This window comes from Actinotalea lenta, from assembly GCF_030586465.1.
Lineage (GTDB): Bacteria > Actinomycetota > Actinomycetes > Actinomycetales > Cellulomonadaceae > Actinotalea > Actinotalea lenta.
The window spans coordinates 2,071,696-2,091,765 of the sequence record NZ_JAUQYP010000001.1; the positions used below are offsets into that span (position 1 = coordinate 2,071,696).

A 20,070-nucleotide genomic window follows, 5' to 3' on the forward strand; every position below is an offset into this window, starting at 1 on the left:
ACCAGATGAGCTCGAAGCTCCCGAAGGGATCCCGCATCACCGGCGAGAATCGCAGTGACCTGGCGGGCACGTTGATCGAGCGGTACCGGCGCGGGGAGTCGATCCGGTCGATCGCCGACGACATCGGCCGGTCCTACGGGTTCGTGCACGGCCTCCTCGCGGAGTCGGGCGTCGCGATGCGCAGCCGTGGGGGCGCCACGCGGGGGAAGGCAGCTGAGGAGCGGCGCGCGGCGCTGCGCAACCAGGGCTGAGGTCGCGGCCCCGCCTACTCGGCCCGGACGCGGGGGACAGGTCAGGGCAGGTCGCGCCGCGGGGTCGACGTCGCCCTGCGCATCGCCGCCTCCTGGGCGTCCAGCAGGGCGTCCTCCTCCTGCTCGGCCGTGGGGTGGCGCCGACGCGGCGGTCGGCGGGGTCCGGACGCCGAGCCCTCCCGCCTGATCAGGACGACGGCGCCGACGAGCGCGCCGCTCGCGAACACCCACCACTGGAACGCGTAGGACAGGTGCGGGCCGAGGTCGGTGCTCGGCAGGGCGAGAGAGCCCAGCCCTGCGGGCGGCGCCCCGTCCTCGGTCACGGCCTGCGCATACCCGTGCACGGCGGGCCCGCTCCACGGCTGTGCGGCCGTGGAGCGGGCCGCTGCGACGTCGATCGCCTGGACCTGGCCGGCGGGCGCCTGGCGTTCCGTCGGCTGCTCCGCCACCCTGAGCCGTGCCACGAGGTCGACCTGGCCCGTGGGTGGCTGGGGTACGGAGGGAACGCGCGCGGCGTCCCCGGTCGCCGGCAGGAAGCCGCGGTCGACCAGCACGACGGTGCCCGCCAGAGCGCCGTCCTGCACCAGGAACGGTGCGAGGACGTGGTAGCCACTCGTCCCGTTCACCGGTCGGTTGCGCAGGAGCACCGTGGCGTGGGGGAGATAGTGGCCCGTTGCCGCCACGGGGTGCCACTCCTCGGGGGCCGAGACCGTCGCGTCGCCGCCGACCCCCTGCCCGATCGGCACGGGTGCGGCGTCGTAGTTGGCCTGGACCACCGCCACCGCGGCACTGCGCGCCACGTACCGGTGCCACTGCCACAGCCCGAGCAGGACGCAGGCCGCGGAGACCAGGGTGGCCACCGCGAACGTGGCGATCGCCCGTCGGGCGCGTTCACTCACCCGTCCGCCTCGGTCAGCTCGCCCACGGTGACGGTGTCCCGCCAGAACTGCCGCGTCTCGAGGTGGCGTTCGAGGTGCGGGCGGTGGTCGTCGCACGCGAGCCACACCTTGCGGCGCTCGGGGGCGTGGATGCGCGGGTTGTTCCACCGCACGGCCCACACGGCCGGGGCCCGGCAGCCCTTGGCGCTGCAGACCAGTCCCTCGGCGTGCTGGGAATCAGTGCTCACCGTCGTCCTCGTCCTTCCCCGCCTCGATGTGTCGCGGTTCGACGAAGGTACCTGCCTCCTCCCCGCGCGTGCGCCCGGCGTTGGCGAGCACCACCGCGACGTAGGGCAGGACGACCGCGCCGGCCACCAGGACCCACCGGAACCACCCGTCTACCAGGACGGCGCCGATGAAGCACACCACCCGGATCCCCATCTGGATGAGGTAGCGCCGGGTGCGCCGGCTCAGGTCGTCGCTGAGCGGCTCGCGCGCACTCGTGATCCGGGGGACGTCTGACGTCCCCCGGCCGCGGGCCCGTCCCGGTCGTCGCACCGCGTCAGGCTAGCTCCGGCGCCGCTGCGCCGCCGGTCCGAGGAACCGGGGGCGCTTCCCGTCCGCCGTCCGCCGTGGGCCTCGGGGTACGGTGCGGCGGTGCCCGGCGAGTGCCGGGCCGGAGAGGAAGGCGCCGCCATGGAACCGACGAGCCAGCGCAGCGTGCTGATCACCGGGGGAAGCCGGGGCATCGGCCGCGCGATCGCGGAGCGCTTCGTCGCTGCGGGCGACCGGGTGGTCGCACTGCACCGTACGGGCGATGTCCCCGACGGGGTGGTCTCGGTCATCGGGGACGTCACGGACGCCGCCTCGGTCGATGCCGCGTTCAGCGCTGCCGAGGAGCTGCACGGGCCGGTCGAGGTGCTCGTCGCGAACGCCGGGATCACGCGCGACCAGCTGGTGATGAGGATGACGGACGAGGACTTCGACGCTGTCGTCGACGTCAACCTCACCGGTGCGTTCCGGTGTGCGCGCCGTGCCGTGACACCGATGCTGCGGATGCGCCGTGGCCGGATCGTCCTGATCTCCTCGGTCGTCGGGTTGTTCGGCGGTCAGGGCCAGGTGAACTATGCGGCCTCCAAGGCGGGGCTCGTCGGGATGGCCCGGTCCCTCGCGCGCGAGCTGGGCGCCCGCGGGATCACGGCGAACGTCGTGGCACCGGGCTTCATCGAGACCGACATGACGGCAGCGCTACCACCCGAACGCGTGGCCGCCTACCGGGCCCAGGTGCCGGCCGGACGCTTCGGCAGCCCCGAGGAGGTCGCGGAGGCGGTGGCCTTCCTCGCGTCGCCCGGCGCGGGTTACGTGAACGGTGCCGTGATCCCCGTCGACGGTGGGCTGGGCATGGGGCACTGAGACGGGGCTCGGCTCGCGCGGCGTACGCGGGTACCGTCTCAGGTGCGACCCCTGAACCAGGCGAAAGGACACGACGTGGCTCTGCTCGACGGGAAGAGGGTGCTGGTGACCGGCGTCCTCACGGAGGGCTCGATCGCCTTCCACGTGGCCCGGCTCGCCCAGCTCGAGGGCGCCGAGGTGGTGCTGTCCTCGTTCGGGCGGCAGGCCCGGCTCACCGCCGCGATCGCCAAGCGGCTTCCCCGGCAGGCCCCCGTGGTCCAGCTGGACGTGACGGACGAGGCCGACCTGGCGGCGCTGACCGAGCGGCTGGGTGAGCACGTCGACCACCTCGACGGGGTGGTGCACTCGATCGGCTTCGCCCCGCAGTCCGTGATGGGAGGCAACTTCCTGGCCGGTGGGTGGGACGACGTGGCGACGGCCCTGCACGTGTCGGCCTACTCGTTGAAGTCCCTCGCGGTGGCGGCCCGCCCGATGCTGGGCGCGGGCGGCTCGGTGGTGGGCCTGACGTTCGATGCGTCGTTCGCCTGGCCGGTGTACGACTGGATGGGGGTGGCCAAGGCCGCGTTCGAGTCCACCGCGCGGTACCTGGCGCGCGACCTGGGACCCGAGGGGATCCGCGTGAACCTCGTGTCGGCCGGCCCGATCCGGACGACGGCGGCCAAGTCGATCCCCGGGTTCGAGGCGATGGAGGGGGCCTGGCCGCACCGCGCTCCGCTCGGCTGGGACGTCTCCGACCCGGTACCCACGGCACGTGCTGTGGTGGCCCTGCTGTCCGACTGGTTCCCGGCGACGACCGCCGAGATCGTGCACGTCGACGGCGGCGTGCACGCGATGGGTCAGTGAGCCGCTGATGACCACGCCCCGTCCCGGCGGCCGCCGACTGGTGCTCCTGCGGCACGCCAAGGCCGAGCCGGCCGGAGGGGTCTCGGACGAGCTGCGGCCGCTCGCGGTGACCGGACGGCGCCAGTGCGTCGGCGTCGGCCAGCGACTGGCCACCTCGGGGCTGGTGCCCGAGCAGGTCCTGGTCTCGTCTGCGGTCCGGACCCGCCAGACCTGGGACCTGGTCCGCCAGGCCCTGGGCGACATACCCGAGCCGGAGCTCGTGGTGACCGACGAGCTCTACGACGCGGGCCCGCGCGACGTCATGGCGCTGGTGCGGCGGACCGACGAGCGGGTCGCGACAGTGCTGGTCGTCGGGCACGAACCCACCATGTCGGTCGCCGCCACGCTGCTGGCCGACCCGACTCCACCGGTGGGGGACCTCCGAGAGCTGCACGCGGGCCTGCCCACGGCGGGTTTCGCCGTGCTGGAGGTGCAGGAGTGGGTGGGGGTCGACCGGTCGGCGCTGCGGCTGCTCGAGGTGGTCCGGTCGCCGCACTGATCGCAGCGCCCCTTTCGAGGACCGGGACACCGGTACCCGGTGGTGCGGGGCCGTGGCAGAGTGCCGCCGTGGCAACCCTGCGACCCTTCCGTGCCCTGCGCCCGCCCCGTGAGCTGGTCGAGGCGGTGGCGGCCCCGCCCTACGACGTCGTCGACACCGCCGAGGCCGCCGCGCTGGCGGCCGGCAACCCGGACAGCTTCCTGCACGTCTCCCGTCCGGAGATCGACCTGCCGGACGGCGACCCGCACTCGGACGCCGCCTACGCGCAGGCGCGAGCCGCGCTCACGGACGCGGCGCGGCGGGGCGTGCTGGTCGAGCGGCCGGACGCTCTGTTGGTGTATCGCCAGGAGATGACCATCGAGCTCGGTGGCCGGTCGGTGGTCGCCGCGCAGACCGGCGTGGTCGGTTGTGTGTCCGCTGCGGACTACCGTGCGGGCCGGATCGCCACCCACGAGTTCACGCGGCCGGACAAGGAGGACGATCGCACGCGCCACATCGCCGTGCTGGGTGCGCACGACGAACCGGTCATGCTGATGTACCGGTCCGACCAGGCCGGGGCGGCGGCGGTCGCCGAGGTGATCCAGGGTGTCACCCGCGCGGAGCCGGAGTACGCGTTCTCCGCGGACGGGGTCCGGCACACCCTGTGGGAGGTGACCGACGCGGAGGTCGTGGCACGCGTCGTGGACGCGGTCGCGTCCATCGACACGCTGTACGTCGCCGACGGGCACCACCGGTGTGCGGCAGCGGCACGGGTCGCCGAGGAGTCCGAGGCGCCCGAGGCGGCGTTCTTCCCGGCAACCGTCCTGGCCGCCGACCAGCTCACCGTGCTCGCCTACCACCGGGTGGTCGCGGACCGGGCCGGCCTGAGCGTGCCGGAGCTGCTCGGTGCCCTCGAAGAGGCGTTCACGGTGGAGGCCGTCGACACGGCTCCCGACCCGGCCCGGCACCAGGTCGGTGTCTACACCGACGGGCACTGGTTCCTGCTCACGGCCCGCGACGGCGTCGTGGACGAGTCGGACCCGATCGCGAGGCTGGACGTCGCGGTGCTCGCCGAGCGTGTCCTCGGGCCGGTGCTGGGAATCACGGACCAGCGGACCGACGCCCGCATCACGTTCGTCGGCGGCATCCGCGGGACGGGAGAGCTCGAGCGTCGCGTCGACGCGCTGGCCGACGGCGTGGCCTTCGCCCTGCCGGCGACGTCGACGGCCGACGTCATGGACGTCGCGGACCTCGGCGAGGTCATGCCTCCCAAGTCCACGTGGTTCGAGCCGAAGCTGCGTTCGGGTCTGTTCGTCCACCCGTTCGCCTGAGAGGGCGTCGGCTGTCGACCAGTCCGGCAGCGCGGTGCGAGCTCGGTAGCGGGGCGTGATCCTGTGATCCGCTGAGTCGCAGCCGGGCGGCCCTCGACGAGGAGCGCGCCCCGCGCCGCCGCATCCGTTGCCGATGAGCCGGGCCTCCACAGACCAACGTGGAACATCCGGCGCGAATGCCGTGCCGGATGTTCCACGGTCTCGTCCGCGCGAGATCGGCCTGGTCCATCTGGACAAGAGCCGCCCATCACCCGTCCCGACCCACCTGTTCGGCCGCCGTCGGCTACCTCAGTGCCGCCCAGGAGCTCGAGCTGGCGCGAGCCGTGGTTCTGGCCTACGACCTCGAGCTCCCCCTGCTCGACTGAGATCCACCGCCGCCCGGGACGCATGCCCCGGCATCTCCCGGTGAGCCACTGACCGGGCCGCCATGCCATCGGGGCCGTGAGCTGGCGGGCGACGTCGGCGATGGTGGGACGGCGGCTGACGCGGCGAAGGGGGTCGGCGGCCCGGCTCGGCTCCACGCTGCGGACGCCTCCGCACGGGTCGGGGTCTGAGCACCGCTTCGCCGCATGGGCCGCCGAGCACCGTCGGGGGAGCGCGTCCGACCGCGCATCGGCTACCGGATGTCGCGCCGCACCGCCGAGCCTCGATCGCGTCGAGGGCCGCCCGGAGGCCTGGCTCAGCGGATCGCCGTGCCGCGGTCCTCAGCTGTCGAACTCAGCTGTCGATCACGGTGCCCTTCGGGACTACCGTGACGCCGGCGTCGGTGACCGTGAACCCGCGGGCCAGGTCGTGCTCGTGGTCCAGCCCGACGCGTGCGCGCTCGCGCACGACGACGTTCTTGTCGAGGATCGCGCGGTGCACCTGGGCGTGCCTGCCCACCTCGGTGCTGTCCAGCAGCACCGAGTCGCTCACCGAGGACCAGGAGTGCAGGTACACGTGCGGGGACAGCACCGACCCGGTCACCGTGGCTCCCGAGACCAGCACGCCGGGAGACACCACGGAGTCTGCCGCGTGGCCCAGCCGGCCAGGGCCGGCGTGCACGAACTTCGCCGGCGGCAGGTTCTGGTAGCCGCTGAACAGCGGCCAGGCGGAGTTGTACAGGTTGAACACCGGGTTGACCGAGATGAGGTCCATGTTCGCCTCGTAGTAGGCGTCCAGGGTCCCGACGTCACGCCAGTAGTCTCGATCCCGGTCGGCCGAGCCTGCGACGTCGTTCTGCACGAAGTCGTAGACGCCCGCCTCGCCGCGCTCGACGAACCACGGGACGATGTCGCCGCCCATGTCGTGGCGTGACGTGGGGTTGTCGGCGTCCTTGGTGACGGCCTCGATGAGGGCGTCGGCGTCCGCGACGTAGTTGCCCATCGAGGCGAGGATCTCGCCGGGGGAGTCCGCGAGCCCCACCGGGTCGCTCGGCTTCTCGAGGAAGGCGGCGATCCGGCGCGGGTCGTCCGGCCGGGTCTCGATGACGCCGAACTGGTCGGCCATCCCGATCGGTTGGCGGATGCCGGCGACGGTGAAGCGGGCACCCGACTCCACGTGCGACGCGACCATCTGGGAGAAGTCCATCCGGTACACGTGGTCCGCGCCGACCACGACGACGATGTCGGGCTTCTCGTCGGTGATGGTGTTCAGGCACTGGTAGATCGCGTCCGCGCTGCCGAGGTACCAGTGCTTGCCGACCCGCTGCTGTGCCGGGACGGGCGCGACGTAGTTCCCGAGCAGCGGGGACATCCGCCAGGTCTTGGCGATGTGCCGGTCCAGGCTGTGCGACTTGTACTGCGTCAGCACCACGATCTGCAGGTAGCGCGAGTTGACCAGGTTCGACAGGGCGAAGTCGATCAGGCGGTACATCCCGCCGAACGGCACGGCGGGTTTCGCGCGGTCCGCCGTGAGGGGCATCAGTCGCTTCCCCTCACCACCGGCGAGGACGATCGTCAGGACCCGCGGCGCTGCCATGGGCTCACCCTAGGGCGCGGCGCGGTCCGCTGCCAGGATCGCGCACGACGTGCGTCGTCCGCGGGTCCCGGCGGCCCGGGCACGGCTAGGGTGAGAACGTGCGCGTCGACCTCCTCACCCGCGAGTACCCGCCCCATGTGTACGGCGGGGCCGGGGTGCACGTCGCGGAGCTGTCCGCGGTCCTGCGGCGGCACCTCGACGTGCGGGTCCGGTGCTTCGACGGCCCGCGGGACGTCGAGGGCGTCACCGGTTACGACGTCCCGGCCGAGCTGGCCGGGGCGAACCCCGCCCTCGCCACGCTGGGCGTGGACCTGCAGATCGCCGAGGACGTGGCCGGCGCCGACCTCGTGCACTCGCACACCTGGTACGCGAACATGGCGGGCCACCTGGCGAGCCTGCTGCACGACGTGCCGCACGTGGTCAGCGCGCACAGCCTGGAGCCGTTGCGACCGTGGAAGGCGGAGCAGCTCGGCGGCGGCTACCGGGTCTCGTCGTGGGCGGAGCGCACCGCCTACGAGGGGGCGGCGCGGGTCATCGCGGTGAGCGCCGGCATGCGGGCGGACATCCTGCGCAGCTACCCGAGCCTCGACCCGGACGACGTCGTCGTGGTGCACAACGGCATCGACCTGGCGGGCTGGCGCCGTCCCCAGGGCGAGGCGGAGGTCGCCGCCGCACGGGCCAGCGTCCAGGCCCGAGGGGTCGACCCCGATCGGCCGTCGGTGGTGTTCGTGGGCCGCATCACCCGCCAGAAGGGGTTGCCCTACCTGCTGCGCGCCGCCGAGCGGCTCCCCGCGGACGTCCAGCTGGTGCTGTGCGCGGGCGCCCCGGACACGCCGGAGATCATGGACGAGGTCAGCGGCCTCGTCGCGGACCTGCGGACGAAGCGGGACGGCGTCGTGTGGATCACGCAGATGCTGCCCCGTCGCGAGGTCGTGGCCCTGCTGTCCACCGGCACGGTGTTCGCGTGCCCGTCGGTCTACGAGCCGCTCGGGATCGTCAACCTCGAGGCGATGGCCTGCGGGCTGCCGGTCGTCGGTACCGCGACGGGCGGCATCCCCGAGGTGGTCGACGACGGTGTGACGGGCACCCTGGTTCCGATCGATCAGGTCGAGGACGGCACGGGCACGCCCGTGAACCCAGAGGAGTTCGTCGCGGACCTCGCCGACGCCCTGACCCGGGTCGCAGCGGACCCGCGGCGCGCCGCCGAGATGGGCGTCGCCGCCCGGCGGCGGGTGGAGGACCATTTCGCCTGGGAGGCGATCGCCGAGCGCACCGTCGAGGTCTACCGGTCCGTGCTGGGCTGACTCGCGGCGAGCGTCGCGGCCGCGACGGCGCGGCGTGCGGCACGACCCACCTCGCGCAGTGCGGTGGCACGCTGGTCGGCCTGCCAGACGTTGACGGCACCGCCCTCGTCGCTCGTGGCGAGCTCCACGATCATCTGGAGCCGGGCCGCTTCGAGCAGGGTGCTCAGGCACCGCTGGTCGACCGGCGGGAGGTCGGTGAGTCCTGGCGCCGAGCGCAGCTGGGCGAGAGCCTCAGCGGCCTCGGGTCGCCACCGCGCGACGTCCAGGTCGTCCAGGGCGGTCACGGCCTGTCGGAGCGTGGCGCGCAGGTCGGCCTGGGCCTCACCGAGCGTGCCGAACGCGCCGACCAGCGACCGGCGCCCGCTCGGCAGGGCTCGCAGGCGCCAGGTGACCAGATGTCCCTGGTCCCCGAGGGAGCCGAACTCCTCGATCTCGGGCACCACCGCCCAGCCTCCGTCCTCGCCCAGCGCGAGGACGCACTCCCCGGCGTCTGCCGCGAGGGCGGCGACGTCCGGGGGCACGCCGAGGTCCCCGGGGACGGGCAGGACGGCCGCGACCTCACGCAGCTCGCCCAGCCCGGTGAGCAGCTGGTCCAGTCCGGTCGGCTGCGGGGTGAGGCCCTCGACCACGTGCGGCTCGTCGTCCCCCTGGATGGCGGCCATGGCGTGGCGCGCCTGGCTTCGGGTCCGCGGCGGCTGAGCGAGCCAGAGCGCGAGGAGCACCGAGCGCGGCAGGGGTCGGTGCGTCTCCACGGTTCCAACCTACGGCCTGGCGCGTCCGCGGCGGTCGCCGGCGCAGGTAGGGTCGAGCGCCATGAGCACCACGACCGCCGATCCCTCCAGCGGGGTGCTGGAGCTGACCGACGTGACGCTGCGGCGCGGCCGCACCACCATCCTCGACCAGGTGTCCTGGCGGATCGCCGAGGGCGAGCGCTGGGTGGTGCTGGGACGCAACGGGGCGGGCAAGACGACGCTGCTGCAGATCGCTGCGGGCCGGATGCACCCGACCACCGGGACCGCCGACGTGCTGGGTGAGCGGCTGGGCCGGGTGGACGTCTTCGAGCTGCGCCAGCGGGTCGGCGTGGCCTCGGCCGCGGTTGCCGACCGGATCTCCGCGAGCGAGAAGGTGCTCGACGTCGTCCTCACCGCGGCGTACGGCATGACGGCGCACTGGCGGGAGGCGTACGAGGCGCTGGACCACGAGCGCGCGCGGGCACTGCTGGCGGCGTTCGACGTCGAGCGGTTCGCCGACCGCACCTACGGAACGTTGTCGGAGGGGGAGCGCAAGCGCGTTCAGATCGCGCGCGCCCTGATGGCGGACCCCGAGCTCCTGCTGCTGGACGAGCCTGCCGCGGGCCTGGACCTCGGCGGTCGCGAGGAGCTGGTCGCGGCACTGGCCGAGCTCGCCGGGCACCCGGCCTCGCCTGTCCTGGTGCTCGTGACCCACCACGTGGAGGAGATCCCCCCGGGCTTCACGCACCTGCTGCTGCTGCGGGATGGGCGCGTCCATGCTGCAGGTCCCGTGCAGGACGTCCTGACCGGCCGACACCTGAGCGAGGCGTTCGGTGTCGACCTCGTGGTGGACCGGCACGGCGACCGCTGGTCGGCTCGCGCCGCCGGATAGCCGCCGGATAGCCGCCGGATAGCCGCCGGATGGCCGACGGCGCGGCACGCACCGGCCGGAAGTCCGGGGCGGGCGCTTCGTGCGCCGCTACGATCGACAGGGTCGTTCGGCGACGAGGAGTGCGATGGGGCCGCAGGTCGAGATCCACTGGGCGTGGTGGCTCGTGGCAGCCATCGTGCTGGCCGTGATCGAGGTCTTCACGCTCGATCTCGTGCTGCTGATGTTCGCCGTGGGCGCCGTCGCCGCGCTGATCGTCAGCCTGTTCCACGTCGGGATCATCGTCCAGGTGCTGACCTTCGCCGGGACGTCGATCGTCATGCTCCTGGTGCTGCGGCCCTACCTGCTGCGCAACCTGCGGCGTCGCACCCCACTGGTCGAGACCAACACCGCCGCGCACGTCGGCCGTCAGGCGATCACGGTCACCGAGGTGACCGACCGGGACGGGCGGGTCAAGCTCGCCGGTGAGGTCTGGTCGGCGCGTGCACGCCCCGGGGTGGTGCTGCCCGAGGACCAGGAGGTCGTCGTGCTGGGGATCGACGGGGCGACCGCGATCGTCGGACCGCTCGACGACAGCCCGACGACCGGCCCCACCCACTCACCCGACGTCGACCCGACCCGGCCGGAGGAGCCTCGATGACCATCGACAGCCCGTCGATCAGCGCCAACCAGCTGATCCTCTACCTCGTCCTGGGCCTGGTGGCGATCTTCGTGATCGTCGCCCTGGTGCGCGCGGTGCGCATCGTCCCGCAGGCCGAGTCCTACATCGTCGAGCGGCTCGGCCGGTACTCCCGGACGATGGACGCCGGCCTGCACGTGCTGGTGCCGTTCGTCGACCAGATCCGCCGCAAGGTGGACCTGCGCGAACAGGTCGTCTCCTTCCCGCCCCAGCCGGTGATCACGTCAGACAACCTGGTGGTGAGCATCGACACGGTCGTGTACTACCAGGTCACCGATCCCAAGTCCGCGGTGTACGAGATCGCGAACTTCGTGGTCGGTATCGAACAGCTCACCGTGACCACGCTGCGCAACGTCGTCGGCTCGATGGACCTGGAGCAGACGCTGACGAGCCGCGACCAGATCAACGGGCAGCTGCGCGGTGTCCTCGACGAGGCCACCGGGCGCTGGGGCGTACGCGTCAACCGCGTCGAGCTCAAGGCGATCGACCCGCCGGCCAGCGTGCAGGGTGCGATGGAGCAGCAGATGCGCGCCGAGCGGGACCGGCGTGCCGCGATCCTCACGGCCGAGGGCGTCAAGCAGTCCCAGATCCTCACCGCCGAAGGTGAGAAGCAGTCCGCGATCCTGCGGGCCGAGGGGGCCGCCCAGGCAGCGATCCTGCGGGCCGAGGGCGAGGCCCGAGCCATCCTCCAGGTGTTCGACGCCATCCACCGCGGCGACGCCGACCCGAAGCTGCTGGCCTACCAGTACCTGCAGATGCTCCCGGAGATCGCGCGGACCGAGTCGAACAAGGTCTGGTTCGTGCCCACCGAGTTCACGGCGGCGCTCAAGTCCATCGCGCACGGCTTCGGCGGTGGCGGCCCGGGCGAGGACGTCCCGGTCTCGAGCCGACCGCCGGGGACGTCACCGGTGGACTCCTCGGAGCTGCCGTCGGCACTGGCCGACCCGGCCGAGGCGCTCGCCGAGGCGCGCCGCGAGTCCGCGGCCGCGACCGAGGACGCGAACCGGTCCGACGCGATCCACCCGCACCGTGGCGCAGGGTCGGTCGTGGACCAGCAGCCGATCCCGCCGGCGCCCGAGCAGTGATGCGACCCTGACGTGCCCCCGTCGTGACGAGCGGTTGGCCGGCGCCTCGGTGACCCGCCGGCCACTGAGGCGCCCGGCCCTCAGGACGGGATGTAGTCGAAGACGTCCGGGTTGGGGCCGGTGCGGCCGTCCTCGCCGCGGTCGAGCCCCGAGATGGCCGACACGTCGTCGTCCTTGAGCTGCACACCCAGCGCCCCGAGGTTCTCCTCCATGCGAGCACGGTGGGTGGTCTTCGGGAACACGATGTCGCCTCGCTGGAGGTGCCAGGCGAGGACGACCTGCGACGGCGTGGCGCCGATCCGCTCGGCGATCCGGGTGACCGTCGGGTCGTCCAGCACCGAGCCCTTGGCGATGGGGGACCACGCCTCCACGACGGCGCCGTGCCGGTGCGTGGCGGCGCGCGCCTCCTCGTTGGTCAGGTAGGGGTGCACCTCGATCTGGTTGACCGCGGGCGCCACCCCGGTCTCGGCGACGATCCGGTCCAGGTGCGCCGGCTGGAAGTTGGACACCCCGACGGTGCGGGCGCGGCCGTCGGCGAGGAGCTCGGTCAGGACCCGCCAGGTGGACACGAAGTCGCCGTCGTACTGCGTGGGCAACGGCCAGTGGATGAGGAACAGGTCGACGTAGTCGCTGCCCAGCGCCTCGAGCGTCCTGTCGAACGCGCGCCGCGCGTCATCGGGGCGATGGAAGCCGTTGTTGAGCTTGCTCGTGATCCACACGTCGCTGCGGTCCAGCCCGGAGGAGGCGACGGCGCGCCCGACGCCCTCCTCGTTGCCGTACATCTGGGCGGTGTCGATGTGCCGGTAGCCGACCTCGAGGGCCTCCGCCACGACGTCGGCGGTCTGCGGCGGGGGCACCTGGAACACGCCGAACCCGAGCTGCGGGATGGACGCGGAGTCGGACAGTCGAACAAGGGGTACCTGTGGTGCGTTCATGTCTCCACCCTGGCCCCATCGGGTCGATGCGTCCTGGTGGTTCGCGTGCGCGAGCGGCCGTGTTCGCCCTGAGAGAACGCGTCGCACTAATGAGTGAGCACTCACTCCGTTGTGCTACCGTCATCCCATGACCTCGACCGAGTCGCCTCCCGCCGAGTCGACGGGCTCGCGAACCCGGCTCAGCCCCGAGGACCGGCGCGCCGCGATCCTCGACGCCACCGTCCCCCTGCTCGTCCAGCACGGTGTGGCGCTCACGACCCGCCAGATCGCGGATGCCGCAGGCGTGGCCGAAGGCACCCTGTTCCGGGTGTTCGACGACAAGCGTGCGCTCGTCGTAGCGGCCATCGCGCACGCTCTGGACCCGCTCCCCGTCGTCGCGGCGATCCGCGGCGTCGACGCCCGACGGGCCCTCGATGCCGTGCTGTACGACGTCGTGGACGTCGTGCGCAGTCGCAGCGAGGGGATTCGCGGCGTGATGAGCGTCGCGCACGAGCTGCGCCGGTCCGCGGGCGAGCAGTCCGCCGACGGCATGCCGCACTCGCCGTTCGACCACGAGGACCCGGCGGTCCGTGCCGACCTCGAGCGGCCCGGCAGCCTGGTGCACGCCGCGCACCAGCTGCGCAGCAAGGCCGGCCGCGCGCCGCAGACGATCGTCGCCGCCGTGGCCGACGTGCTCGGCGGTCACCGGCAGGAATTGCGTCGCGACCCTGCCGTGTGCGCCCGCATCCTGTTCTCGATCGTCACGTCGTCCTTCCACGACCCGCTCGGACCCGCCGACCAGCTCAGCACGCGCGAGATCGTGGAGGTCTTCCTCGACGGCATGCGCGCCCGCCCCGACACCTCCCCGGAGAACCCATGCTGATGCGTCTGCTGCGCAGTCACCTGCGCCCGTACGCCCGACCGCTGGCCCTAGTGCTGGTCCTCCAGCTCGCCCAGGCGATCGCCAACCTGTTCCTGCCCAGCCTCAACGCCGACATCATCGACAAGGGCGTGCTCACCGGGGACACGGGCTACATCGTCCGGATCGGCGGCGTCATGCTGGCGGTCACGCTCGGCCAGGTGGTGGCCACGATGGTGGCGGTCTACTTCGGTGCCAAGGTCGCCATGTCCCTGGGCCGTGACCTGCGCGACCACATCTTCAGCGCGGTGCAGACCTTCTCCTCCCAGGAGCTGGGCCGGTTCGGCGCCCCGTCGCTGATCACCCGGACCACCAATGACGTGCAGCAGGTCCAGATGGTCGTGCTGCTCGCCCTGACCCTGCTGGTCGCAGCCCCCGTGATGGCCATCGGCGGCGTCATCATGGCGCTACGTGAGGACGTCCAGCTGTCCGGGCTGCTGCTCGTCGCGGTCCCGGTGCTGCTGGTGTTCGTGGCCTTCGTGATCAGCCGGATGCGTCCGCTGTTCCGCTCCCTGCAGCTCAAGATCGACGCGATCAACCGGATCATGCGTGAGCAGATCACCGGTATCCGGGTGATCCGCGCGTTCGTCCGTGACACCCACGAGCGCGAGCGGTTCGACATCGCCAACACCGACCTGCGCAGTGTGGGCATCGCCGTCGGCCGGCTGATGGCGCTGATGTTCCCGGCGGTCCTGCTGGTGATGAACCTCACCAGCGTCGGAGTGCTGTGGTTCGGAGGCCACCGGATCGAGACGGGCGGCATGCAGGTGGGTGCGCTGACCGCGTTCCTGTCCTACATCATGCAGATCCTCATGGCCGTGCTGATGTCCACCATGATGTTCATGATCGTGCCGCGCGCCGAGGTCAGCGCGGAGCGCATCAGCGCCGTGCTCGACACCGAACCGACCGTGCTGCCTCCGCTGCGTCCGATCACCGAGCTCAACGGTCGTGGCCACCTCGAGCTGCGCGGCGTGAGCTTCGGCTACCCAGGCGCGGACGAGGACGTGCTGCACGACATCTCGCTGGTCGCCGAGCCCGGCCGGACGACCGCCATCATCGGATCCACGGGCGCCGGCAAGACGACGCTCCTGAACCTGGTCCCACGGCTCTTCGACGTCACCGGGGGGCAGGTGCTGGTGGACGGGGTCGACGTGCGCGACCTGGCCCCGGACACCCTGTGGACCCGGATCGGCCTGGTGCCGCAGAAGCCTTTCCTGTTCAGCGGCACGGTGGCGAGCAACCTCCGCTACGGCGACGCCGAGGCGAGCGACGAGGACCTGTGGCACGCCCTCGAGATCGCCCAGGCGGCGCGTTTCGTGCGGGAGATGGGCGGCCTCGAGGCCTCGATCGCCCAGGGCGGCACCAACGTCTCAGGGGGGCAGCGCCAGCGACTGGCGATCGCCAGGGCGCTCGTCCGCAAGCCCGAGATCTATCTCTTCGACGACTCGTTCTCCGCACTGGACTATGCGACCGACGCCGCGCTGCGGCGCGCCCTGGTGCCCGAGACGCGCGAGTCGACGGTGCTCGTCGTCGCGCAGCGCGTGAGCACCATCCGGCACGCCGAACGCATCATCGTCCTCGAGGACGGGCGCGTGGTCGGCACCGGCACGCACGACGAGCTGATGGCGGACAACGAGACCTATCGCGAGATCGTGCTGTCCCAGGTCACCGAGAGCGAGGCGGCATGAGCGCGCAGCGTCCCGCCCCGGCGGCATCCGGCGGTCCGCGCCGCGGCCCCCTGGGCCACGGCCCGATGGGCGGGCTCGGGCAGCCCGCCGCCAAGGCGATGAACTTCGGTCCGTCGTTGCGACGCCTGCTCGGCGAGCTCCGCCCGGAGCGCCTGGTGATCGTCGCAGTCCTGGTCCTCACCGCCACGAGCGTCGCCCTCAACGTCGTCGGCCCACGCATCCTCGGGCACGCGACGAACCTCATCGTCGAGGGCGTGGTCGGCACCATGCTGGTCCAGCAGGGCATGCCCGTGGGCATGTCGCAGGCCCAGGTGGAGCAGACCCTTCGCGACCACGGTCAGGGCAAGGTCGCCGACCTGATCTCGACCATGCATGTCACCGTCGGCCAGGGCATCGACTTCCACGCGCTGGCGATGGTCCTGCTGGGCGTCCTCGCCCTGTATGCCGGGGCCTCGCTGTTCGGGTACGTGCAGGGCTGGCTGACCACCGGGCTGGTCCAGCGCACGGTGTACCGGCTGCGCCGGCGGGTCGAGAAGAAGCTGGGCGACCTGCCGTTGTCCTACTTCGACAAGCAGTCCAAGGGCGAGGTGCTCTCGCGCGTCACCAACGACATCGACAACCTCGCCCAGACCATGCAGCAGTCGCTGAGCCAGCTCGTCCAAGCCGTCCTGACGCTGGTCGGCGTGCTGGCGATGATGTTCTGGATCTCCTGGATCCTCGCACTGATCGCGGTGGTCACCATCCCGCTGTCGGCCTTCGTGACGATGCAGATCGCCAAGCGGTCCCAGCCGCAGTTCGTCGAGCAGTGGCGGTCCACCGGGACGCTCAACGCGCACGTCGAGGAGATGTACACCGGCCACGCGCTCGTCAAGGTCTTCGGTCGGCAGCAGGCGGCGCAGGAGACGTTCGCGGTCGAGAACGAGTCGCTCTACCAGGCGTCGTTCAAGGCCCAGTTCATCTCCGGGCTGATCCAGCCGTCGATGATGTTCATCTCGAACCTCAACTACGTGGCGATCGCAGTGGTCGGCGGCCTGCGCGTCGCCTCGGGTGCGATCACGATCGGGGACGTGCAGGCGTTCATCCAGTACTCGCGCCAGTTCACCCAGCCGATCACCCAGGTCGCCGCGATGATGAACCTGCTGCAGTCCGGTGTCGCCTCGGCCGAGCGGGTCTTCGAGCTGCTGGACGAGGCCGAGCAGAGTCCCGAGCCGGCCGACCCGGCCGGCGTCCCCGCGGTGCGCGGGCGGGTCGCGTTCGAGGACGTGTCCTTCCGGTACGTCGAGGACGCCCCACTCATCGAGCACCTGTCGATCGTCGCCGAGCCCGGGCAGACCGTGGCGATCGTCGGACCGACCGGGGCCGGCAAGACCACCCTGGTCAACCTCATCATGCGGTTCTACGACGTCGACTCCGGCCGGATCACGCTCGACGGTGTGGACACCCGCACCATGGACCGGGAGGACCTGCGCTCGCGCATCGGCATGGTGCTGCAGGACACCTGGCTGTTCGGCGGCACCATCGCCGACAACATCGCCTACGGCAAGGTCGAGGCGACCCAGGAGGAGGTCGTGGCAGCGGCCGAGACCGCCTACGTCGACCGGTTCGTGCACCACCTGCCCGACGGGTACGACACCGTCATCGACGAGGAGGGCTCGAACGTCTCTGCCGGTCAGAAGCAGCTCATCACGATCGCGCGGGCCTTCCTGGCCGACCCCGCGATCCTTATCCTCGACGAGGCGACCAGCTCCGTGGACACCCGCACCGAGGTGCTCGTCCAGGAGGCGATGAACGCGCTGCGGGCGGGGCGGACCTCGTTCGTCATCGCCCACCGGCTGTCCACCATCCGTGACGCCGACGTCATCCTGGTGATGGAGCACGGGCAGATCGTCGAGCAGGGCAACCACGAGGCGCTGCTGGCGGCCGACGGCGCCTATGCCCGGTTGTACCGCTCGCAGTTCGAGGAGGCCGCCGCGCCGGTCGAGTGACGTCGCGGCGGGGCCGGGCCGCGACGGCAGAATGCTCGTCGTGCCCGTGATCCCGATCGACGACCCGGCCGACGACAGGCTGATCGACTACACCTCCCTCACCGACGTCGCGCTGCGCCGCCGGCTGGAGCCCGAACGCGGGCTCTACATGGCGGAGTCCTCGACCGTTCTGGGCCGCGCCCTGGCGGCCGGGCACCGGCCGCGGTCGGTGCTGTGCTCGCCCCGCTGGCTGCCCGACGTCGAGGCGATGCTCGCCGACCCGCCGGACCGGGCCGAGGTGCCGGTGTACGTCGCGGAGACCGAGGTGCTCGAGGCGATCACCGGCTTCCACGTGCACCGCGGCGCGCTCGCCGCCATGCAGCGCCCCGAGCTGCCCCGCGTCGCGGACCTGCTGCGGGCCGGGCCCGGCGGGACGCCGGTGCGTCGGGTCGCGGTGCTCGAGGACATCGTGGACCACACCAACGTCGGCGCGATCATGCGGTCTGCCGCGGCACTGGGCGTCGACGCCGTCCTGGTCACGCCGCGGTGCGCGGACCCGCTGTACCGGCGGGCGGTGCGGGTGAGCATGGGCACGGTCTTCCAGGTGCCGTGGACCCGCATCGACCCGTGGCCCGGCGGCGTCGGCCTGCTCCGCTCACTGGGTTTCGTGGTCGCCGCGCTGGCGCTGTCCGACGATGCGACGAGCCTGGACGACCTCGCCGCGGACCTGCCGCCGCGCCTCGCGCTGGTGCTGGGTGCGGAGGGGGACGGGCTCAAGCCCGCGACCGTCGCCGCGGCGGACCTGGTGGTGCGGATCCCGATGTCCGGGGCAGTGGACTCGCTCAACGTCGCGGCGGCGTCGGCCGTGGCCTTCTGGGCCACGCGCTAGCGTGCCCTCCGTGCCTTCCCCTGTTCCGTCGCTGAGCGTGGTGCCCGTGACCGATCCGGCGGCGGCCGAGCTGGTCGCGGAGTACTTCGCGTTCCGGGCTCGCGGCTGGCCCGACGCGACGACCCGCTACCGGCCCACCCAGCCCGACGCCGCCGCATTCGCGCCTCCGGGCGGGGCTTTCCTGCTGGTCCGGGACGAAGGGGGCCCCGCTGGGTGCGGTGGCGTGAGGCTGCTCACTCCTGGGCGCGCGGAGGTCAAGCACCTGTACCTGCGGGAGCGGGTCCGCGGTCGGGGATGGGGCAGGCTCCTCCTCGCCGCGCTCGAGGAGCACGCGGCGCACCTGGGAGCCCGCGAGGTGGTGCTGGACACCCATGCGTCGCTGGGGCCGGCGCAGGGGCTCTACCGGTCCAGCGGGTACCGGGAGATCGCGGCGTACAACGACAACCCGAACGCGACGCACTGGTTCGGCAAGGCCCTTCCGGCGGACGCCTGACCGCGCGGGTCGATCAGGCGCCCAGGCCCTCGACGGCCTCGACGCCGAATGCCCTGAGGTCGCGTCCGGGGAGCAGGATCTTGGACCGTCGCACGCCGCTGCCGACGATCACCGGGGCGTCGTCGGCGAGCACGTCCGCGTCGGCCAGGACGCGCCAGCCCGCGGGCAGGCCGACCGGGGTGATCCCGCCGTACTCCATGCCGGAGAGCTCGACCGCGCGCTCGGTGGGCAGGAAGGTCGCCTTGCGGACGTCCAGGAGCCGGCGCACGACGGTGTTGACCTCGGCGCGGGTCGTGGCCCTGACGACACACGCGGCCAGGCGTTCCTCTCCGGCACGCCGACCCACGACGAGGACGCAGTTGGCCGACGCGTGCAGGTCCAGCCCGTAGGCCTCGGTCAGAGCCGCCGTGTCGGCCAGGTCCGGGTCGATCTCCGCGACGCGGACCCGGGTTGCGGTGAGCGGGTCGCGGGCGGCGAGGTCGCGCACCGCGGCGAGGGTCGGCGCGGCGAGCAGGTCGGGACGGTCCAGGGCCGGCGTGGTGACGAGTTCCATGGCGCCATCCTGGCGGGTGGGGCCGCGGCGGTTCGCGTCGGCGTGCGGGCCGCCGCGTCAGTGCTGGTACGTGGGTGCGATCGTGGCGCGCGCGAGCGTGTGGAACAGCGCGTTGAACGCCACCGCCGTGGGCGTCGCGTCCGCGTCGACACCCAGGTGCTCGACGTCCAGGGCGTGTACCGCGAACACGTACCGGTGCACGTGGTCGCCGGCCGGCGGGGCGGCCCCCATGTACCCGACCAGGCCCGCGTCGTTGCGCACCTGGAACGCGCCGTCGGGCAGCCCGCTGGCGTCCGCGGCTCCGGCCCCGCTGTCCAGGGACGTCACGTGGGCGGGCAGGTCGACGGCCGTCCAGTGCCAGAAGCCCGCCGGGGTGGGGGCGTCCGGGTCGAAGCAGCTCACCACGAAGCTGCGGGTGCCCTCGGGGAAGCCGGTCCAGGAGAGCTGGGGGGAGGTGCTGCCCCCCTCGGCGGTGAACGGCGCGTCCATCGGGGCGCCGTCGGAGACGTCCGCGCTGGTCACCTCGAAGGTGGGCACAGCCGGCAGCTGGGAGTAGGGCTCGGGTGCGATCGGTCGCGTGAGATCCACGGTGTACCTCCTCGGCCACATTCTGGCGGCGGTGCGGGTCGGGCGCACGGGGGAGAGGGCGCCGTGGCCTGCCGGTTGACATCCGTGTCCGTCGGGCATGAGATACTCGAACAGGTGTTCGAGGGGCTGCGATCTGTCGTCGACGGCGACATCGGAGCGCGAGCGGTGCGGGTGCGGCGGCA

23 protein-coding genes are annotated in these 20,070 nt (G+C 72.3%); 15 read left to right on the top strand and 8 right to left on the bottom strand.

From position 1 onward, the window contains the following. Positions 1-5: 5 nt before the first annotated feature. Positions 6-251, top strand: a complete 246-nt coding sequence (locus Q6348_RS09900) for a helix-turn-helix domain-containing protein (protein ID WP_304601127.1) — start codon at positions 6-8, stop codon at positions 249-251. A gap of 41 nt (positions 252-292) precedes the next feature. On the opposite strand, the gene Q6348_RS09905 is transcribed toward Q6348_RS09900, so the two are convergent. The 3 genes from Q6348_RS09905 to Q6348_RS09915 are packed head-to-tail and all read right to left on the bottom strand — an operon-like array spanning position 293 to position 1,687. Further along, positions 293-1,150, bottom strand: coding sequence for an SURF1 family cytochrome oxidase biogenesis protein (locus Q6348_RS09905; RefSeq protein ID WP_304601128.1), 858 nt, complete (start codon positions 1,148-1,150; stop codon positions 293-295). Continuing rightward, positions 1,147-1,377 (bottom strand): hypothetical protein, encoded by a 231-nt coding sequence (locus Q6348_RS09910; protein WP_304601129.1) that lies wholly within the window; start codon positions 1,375-1,377, stop codon positions 1,147-1,149. The genes Q6348_RS09905 and Q6348_RS09910 overlap by 4 nt, the downstream gene beginning before the upstream one ends. Continuing rightward, complete coding sequence (locus Q6348_RS09915; protein WP_304601130.1) at positions 1,367-1,687, bottom strand: DUF3099 domain-containing protein; 321 nt, start codon at positions 1,685-1,687, stop codon at positions 1,367-1,369. Before Q6348_RS09915 ends, Q6348_RS09910 begins: the two co-directional genes overlap by 11 nt. A 138-nt stretch (positions 1,688-1,825) precedes the next feature. Here Q6348_RS09915 and fabG point away from each other — a divergent pair, with 138 nt between their 5' ends. The 5 genes from fabG to Q6348_RS09940 all read left to right on the top strand — a co-directional run bounded on the left by fabG (position 1,826) and on the right by Q6348_RS09940 (position 5,598). Next, positions 1,826-2,542, top strand: coding sequence for a 3-oxoacyl-ACP reductase FabG (fabG, locus tag Q6348_RS09920; RefSeq protein ID WP_304601131.1), 717 nt, complete (start codon positions 1,826-1,828; stop codon positions 2,540-2,542). Positions 2,543-2,617: 75 nt separating this feature from the next. Next, positions 2,618-3,385 carry an enoyl-ACP reductase FabI gene (gene fabI / locus Q6348_RS09925; RefSeq protein WP_304601132.1) on the top strand — a complete coding sequence of 256 codons (768 nt, stop codon included), beginning with the start codon at positions 2,618-2,620 and terminating at the stop codon, positions 3,383-3,385. A 7-nt stretch (positions 3,386-3,392) separates the two neighbouring features. Then, positions 3,393-3,923 (top strand): SixA phosphatase family protein, encoded by a 531-nt coding sequence (locus tag Q6348_RS09930; RefSeq protein ID WP_304601133.1) that lies wholly within the window; start codon positions 3,393-3,395, stop codon positions 3,921-3,923. Between the two features lie 68 nt (positions 3,924-3,991). Then, positions 3,992-5,233 carry a DUF1015 domain-containing protein gene (locus Q6348_RS09935; protein ID WP_304601134.1) on the top strand — a complete coding sequence of 414 codons (1,242 nt, stop codon included), beginning with the start codon at positions 3,992-3,994 and terminating at the stop codon, positions 5,231-5,233. A 188-nt stretch (positions 5,234-5,421) separates the two neighbouring features. After that, entirely contained in the window at positions 5,422-5,598 is a 177-nt protein-coding gene (locus Q6348_RS09940; RefSeq protein ID WP_304601135.1) for a hypothetical protein, read from the top strand. A 352-nt stretch (positions 5,599-5,950) separates the two neighbouring features. Here Q6348_RS09940 and glgC read toward each other — a convergent pair whose 3' ends face one another. After that, complete coding sequence (glgC, locus tag Q6348_RS09945) at positions 5,951-7,192, bottom strand: glucose-1-phosphate adenylyltransferase (protein ID WP_304601136.1); 1,242 nt, start codon at positions 7,190-7,192, stop codon at positions 5,951-5,953. Positions 7,193-7,290: 98 nt separating this feature from the next. Here glgC and glgA point away from each other — a divergent pair, with 98 nt between their 5' ends. Further along, positions 7,291-8,496, top strand: a complete 1,206-nt coding sequence (gene glgA / locus Q6348_RS09950) for a glycogen synthase (protein WP_304601137.1) — start codon at positions 7,291-7,293, stop codon at positions 8,494-8,496. On the opposite strand, the gene Q6348_RS09955 is transcribed toward glgA, so the two are convergent. Then, the gene (locus tag Q6348_RS09955; protein ID WP_304601138.1) at positions 8,475-9,248 is read right to left on the bottom strand and encodes an Rv1486c family protein; all 774 of its coding nucleotides are present in this window, start codon (positions 9,246-9,248) and stop codon (positions 8,475-8,477) included. The two genes, glgA and Q6348_RS09955, sit on opposite strands and share 22 nt — an antisense overlap. 61 nt (positions 9,249-9,309) lie before the next feature. Here Q6348_RS09955 and Q6348_RS09960 point away from each other — a divergent pair, with 61 nt between their 5' ends. The 3 genes from Q6348_RS09960 to Q6348_RS09970 all read left to right on the top strand — a co-directional run bounded on the left by Q6348_RS09960 (position 9,310) and on the right by Q6348_RS09970 (position 11,880). After that, entirely contained in the window at positions 9,310-10,119 is an 810-nt protein-coding gene (locus Q6348_RS09960; RefSeq protein WP_304601139.1) for an ABC transporter ATP-binding protein, read from the top strand. A 124-nt stretch (positions 10,120-10,243) separates the two neighbouring features. Next, entirely contained in the window at positions 10,244-10,756 is a 513-nt protein-coding gene (locus Q6348_RS09965; RefSeq protein WP_304601140.1) for an NfeD family protein, read from the top strand. Further along, positions 10,753-11,880 carry an SPFH domain-containing protein gene (locus Q6348_RS09970; protein WP_304601141.1) on the top strand — a complete coding sequence of 376 codons (1,128 nt, stop codon included), beginning with the start codon at positions 10,753-10,755 and terminating at the stop codon, positions 11,878-11,880. The genes Q6348_RS09965 and Q6348_RS09970 overlap by 4 nt, the downstream gene beginning before the upstream one ends. A gap of 80 nt (positions 11,881-11,960) precedes the next feature. Here Q6348_RS09970 and Q6348_RS09975 read toward each other — a convergent pair whose 3' ends face one another. Then, on the bottom strand, positions 11,961-12,815 hold the full coding sequence (locus tag Q6348_RS09975) for an aldo/keto reductase (protein ID WP_304601142.1): 855 nt from the start codon (positions 12,813-12,815) through the stop codon (positions 11,961-11,963). Between the two features lie 127 nt (positions 12,816-12,942). Between Q6348_RS09975 and Q6348_RS09980 the strand changes: the two genes are divergently transcribed. From Q6348_RS09980 to Q6348_RS10000, 5 genes are read left to right on the top strand one after another with little or no spacing between them, the layout of a single operon-like run. Next, positions 12,943-13,677, top strand: coding sequence for a TetR/AcrR family transcriptional regulator (locus Q6348_RS09980; RefSeq protein ID WP_304601143.1), 735 nt, complete (start codon positions 12,943-12,945; stop codon positions 13,675-13,677). Further along, positions 13,671-15,401, top strand: coding sequence for an ABC transporter ATP-binding protein (locus tag Q6348_RS09985; RefSeq protein WP_304601144.1), 1,731 nt, complete (start codon positions 13,671-13,673; stop codon positions 15,399-15,401). The genes Q6348_RS09980 and Q6348_RS09985 overlap by 7 nt, the downstream gene beginning before the upstream one ends. After that, on the top strand, positions 15,398-17,386 hold the full coding sequence (locus Q6348_RS09990) for an ABC transporter ATP-binding protein (protein ID WP_304601145.1): 1,989 nt from the start codon (positions 15,398-15,400) through the stop codon (positions 17,384-17,386). The genes Q6348_RS09985 and Q6348_RS09990 overlap by 4 nt, the downstream gene beginning before the upstream one ends. 31 nt (positions 17,387-17,417) lie before the next feature. Further along, positions 17,418-18,254, top strand: coding sequence for a TrmH family RNA methyltransferase (locus Q6348_RS09995; protein ID WP_304601146.1), 837 nt, complete (start codon positions 17,418-17,420; stop codon positions 18,252-18,254). 46 nt (positions 18,255-18,300) lie between these two features. After that, a complete protein-coding gene (locus Q6348_RS10000) occupies positions 18,301-18,747 on the top strand; it encodes a GNAT family N-acetyltransferase (protein ID WP_304601147.1) in 447 nt (148 codons plus the stop codon). A 13-nt stretch (positions 18,748-18,760) separates the two neighbouring features. On the opposite strand, the gene Q6348_RS10005 is transcribed toward Q6348_RS10000, so the two are convergent. Both Q6348_RS10005 and Q6348_RS10010 read right to left on the bottom strand, forming a co-directional pair. After that, complete coding sequence (locus Q6348_RS10005; RefSeq protein ID WP_304601148.1) at positions 18,761-19,300, bottom strand: YbaK/EbsC family protein; 540 nt, start codon at positions 19,298-19,300, stop codon at positions 18,761-18,763. 57 nt (positions 19,301-19,357) lie between these two features. Next, positions 19,358-19,888, bottom strand: a complete 531-nt coding sequence (locus Q6348_RS10010) for a YbhB/YbcL family Raf kinase inhibitor-like protein (protein ID WP_304601149.1) — start codon at positions 19,886-19,888, stop codon at positions 19,358-19,360. Positions 19,889-20,070: the final 182 nt, after the last annotated feature.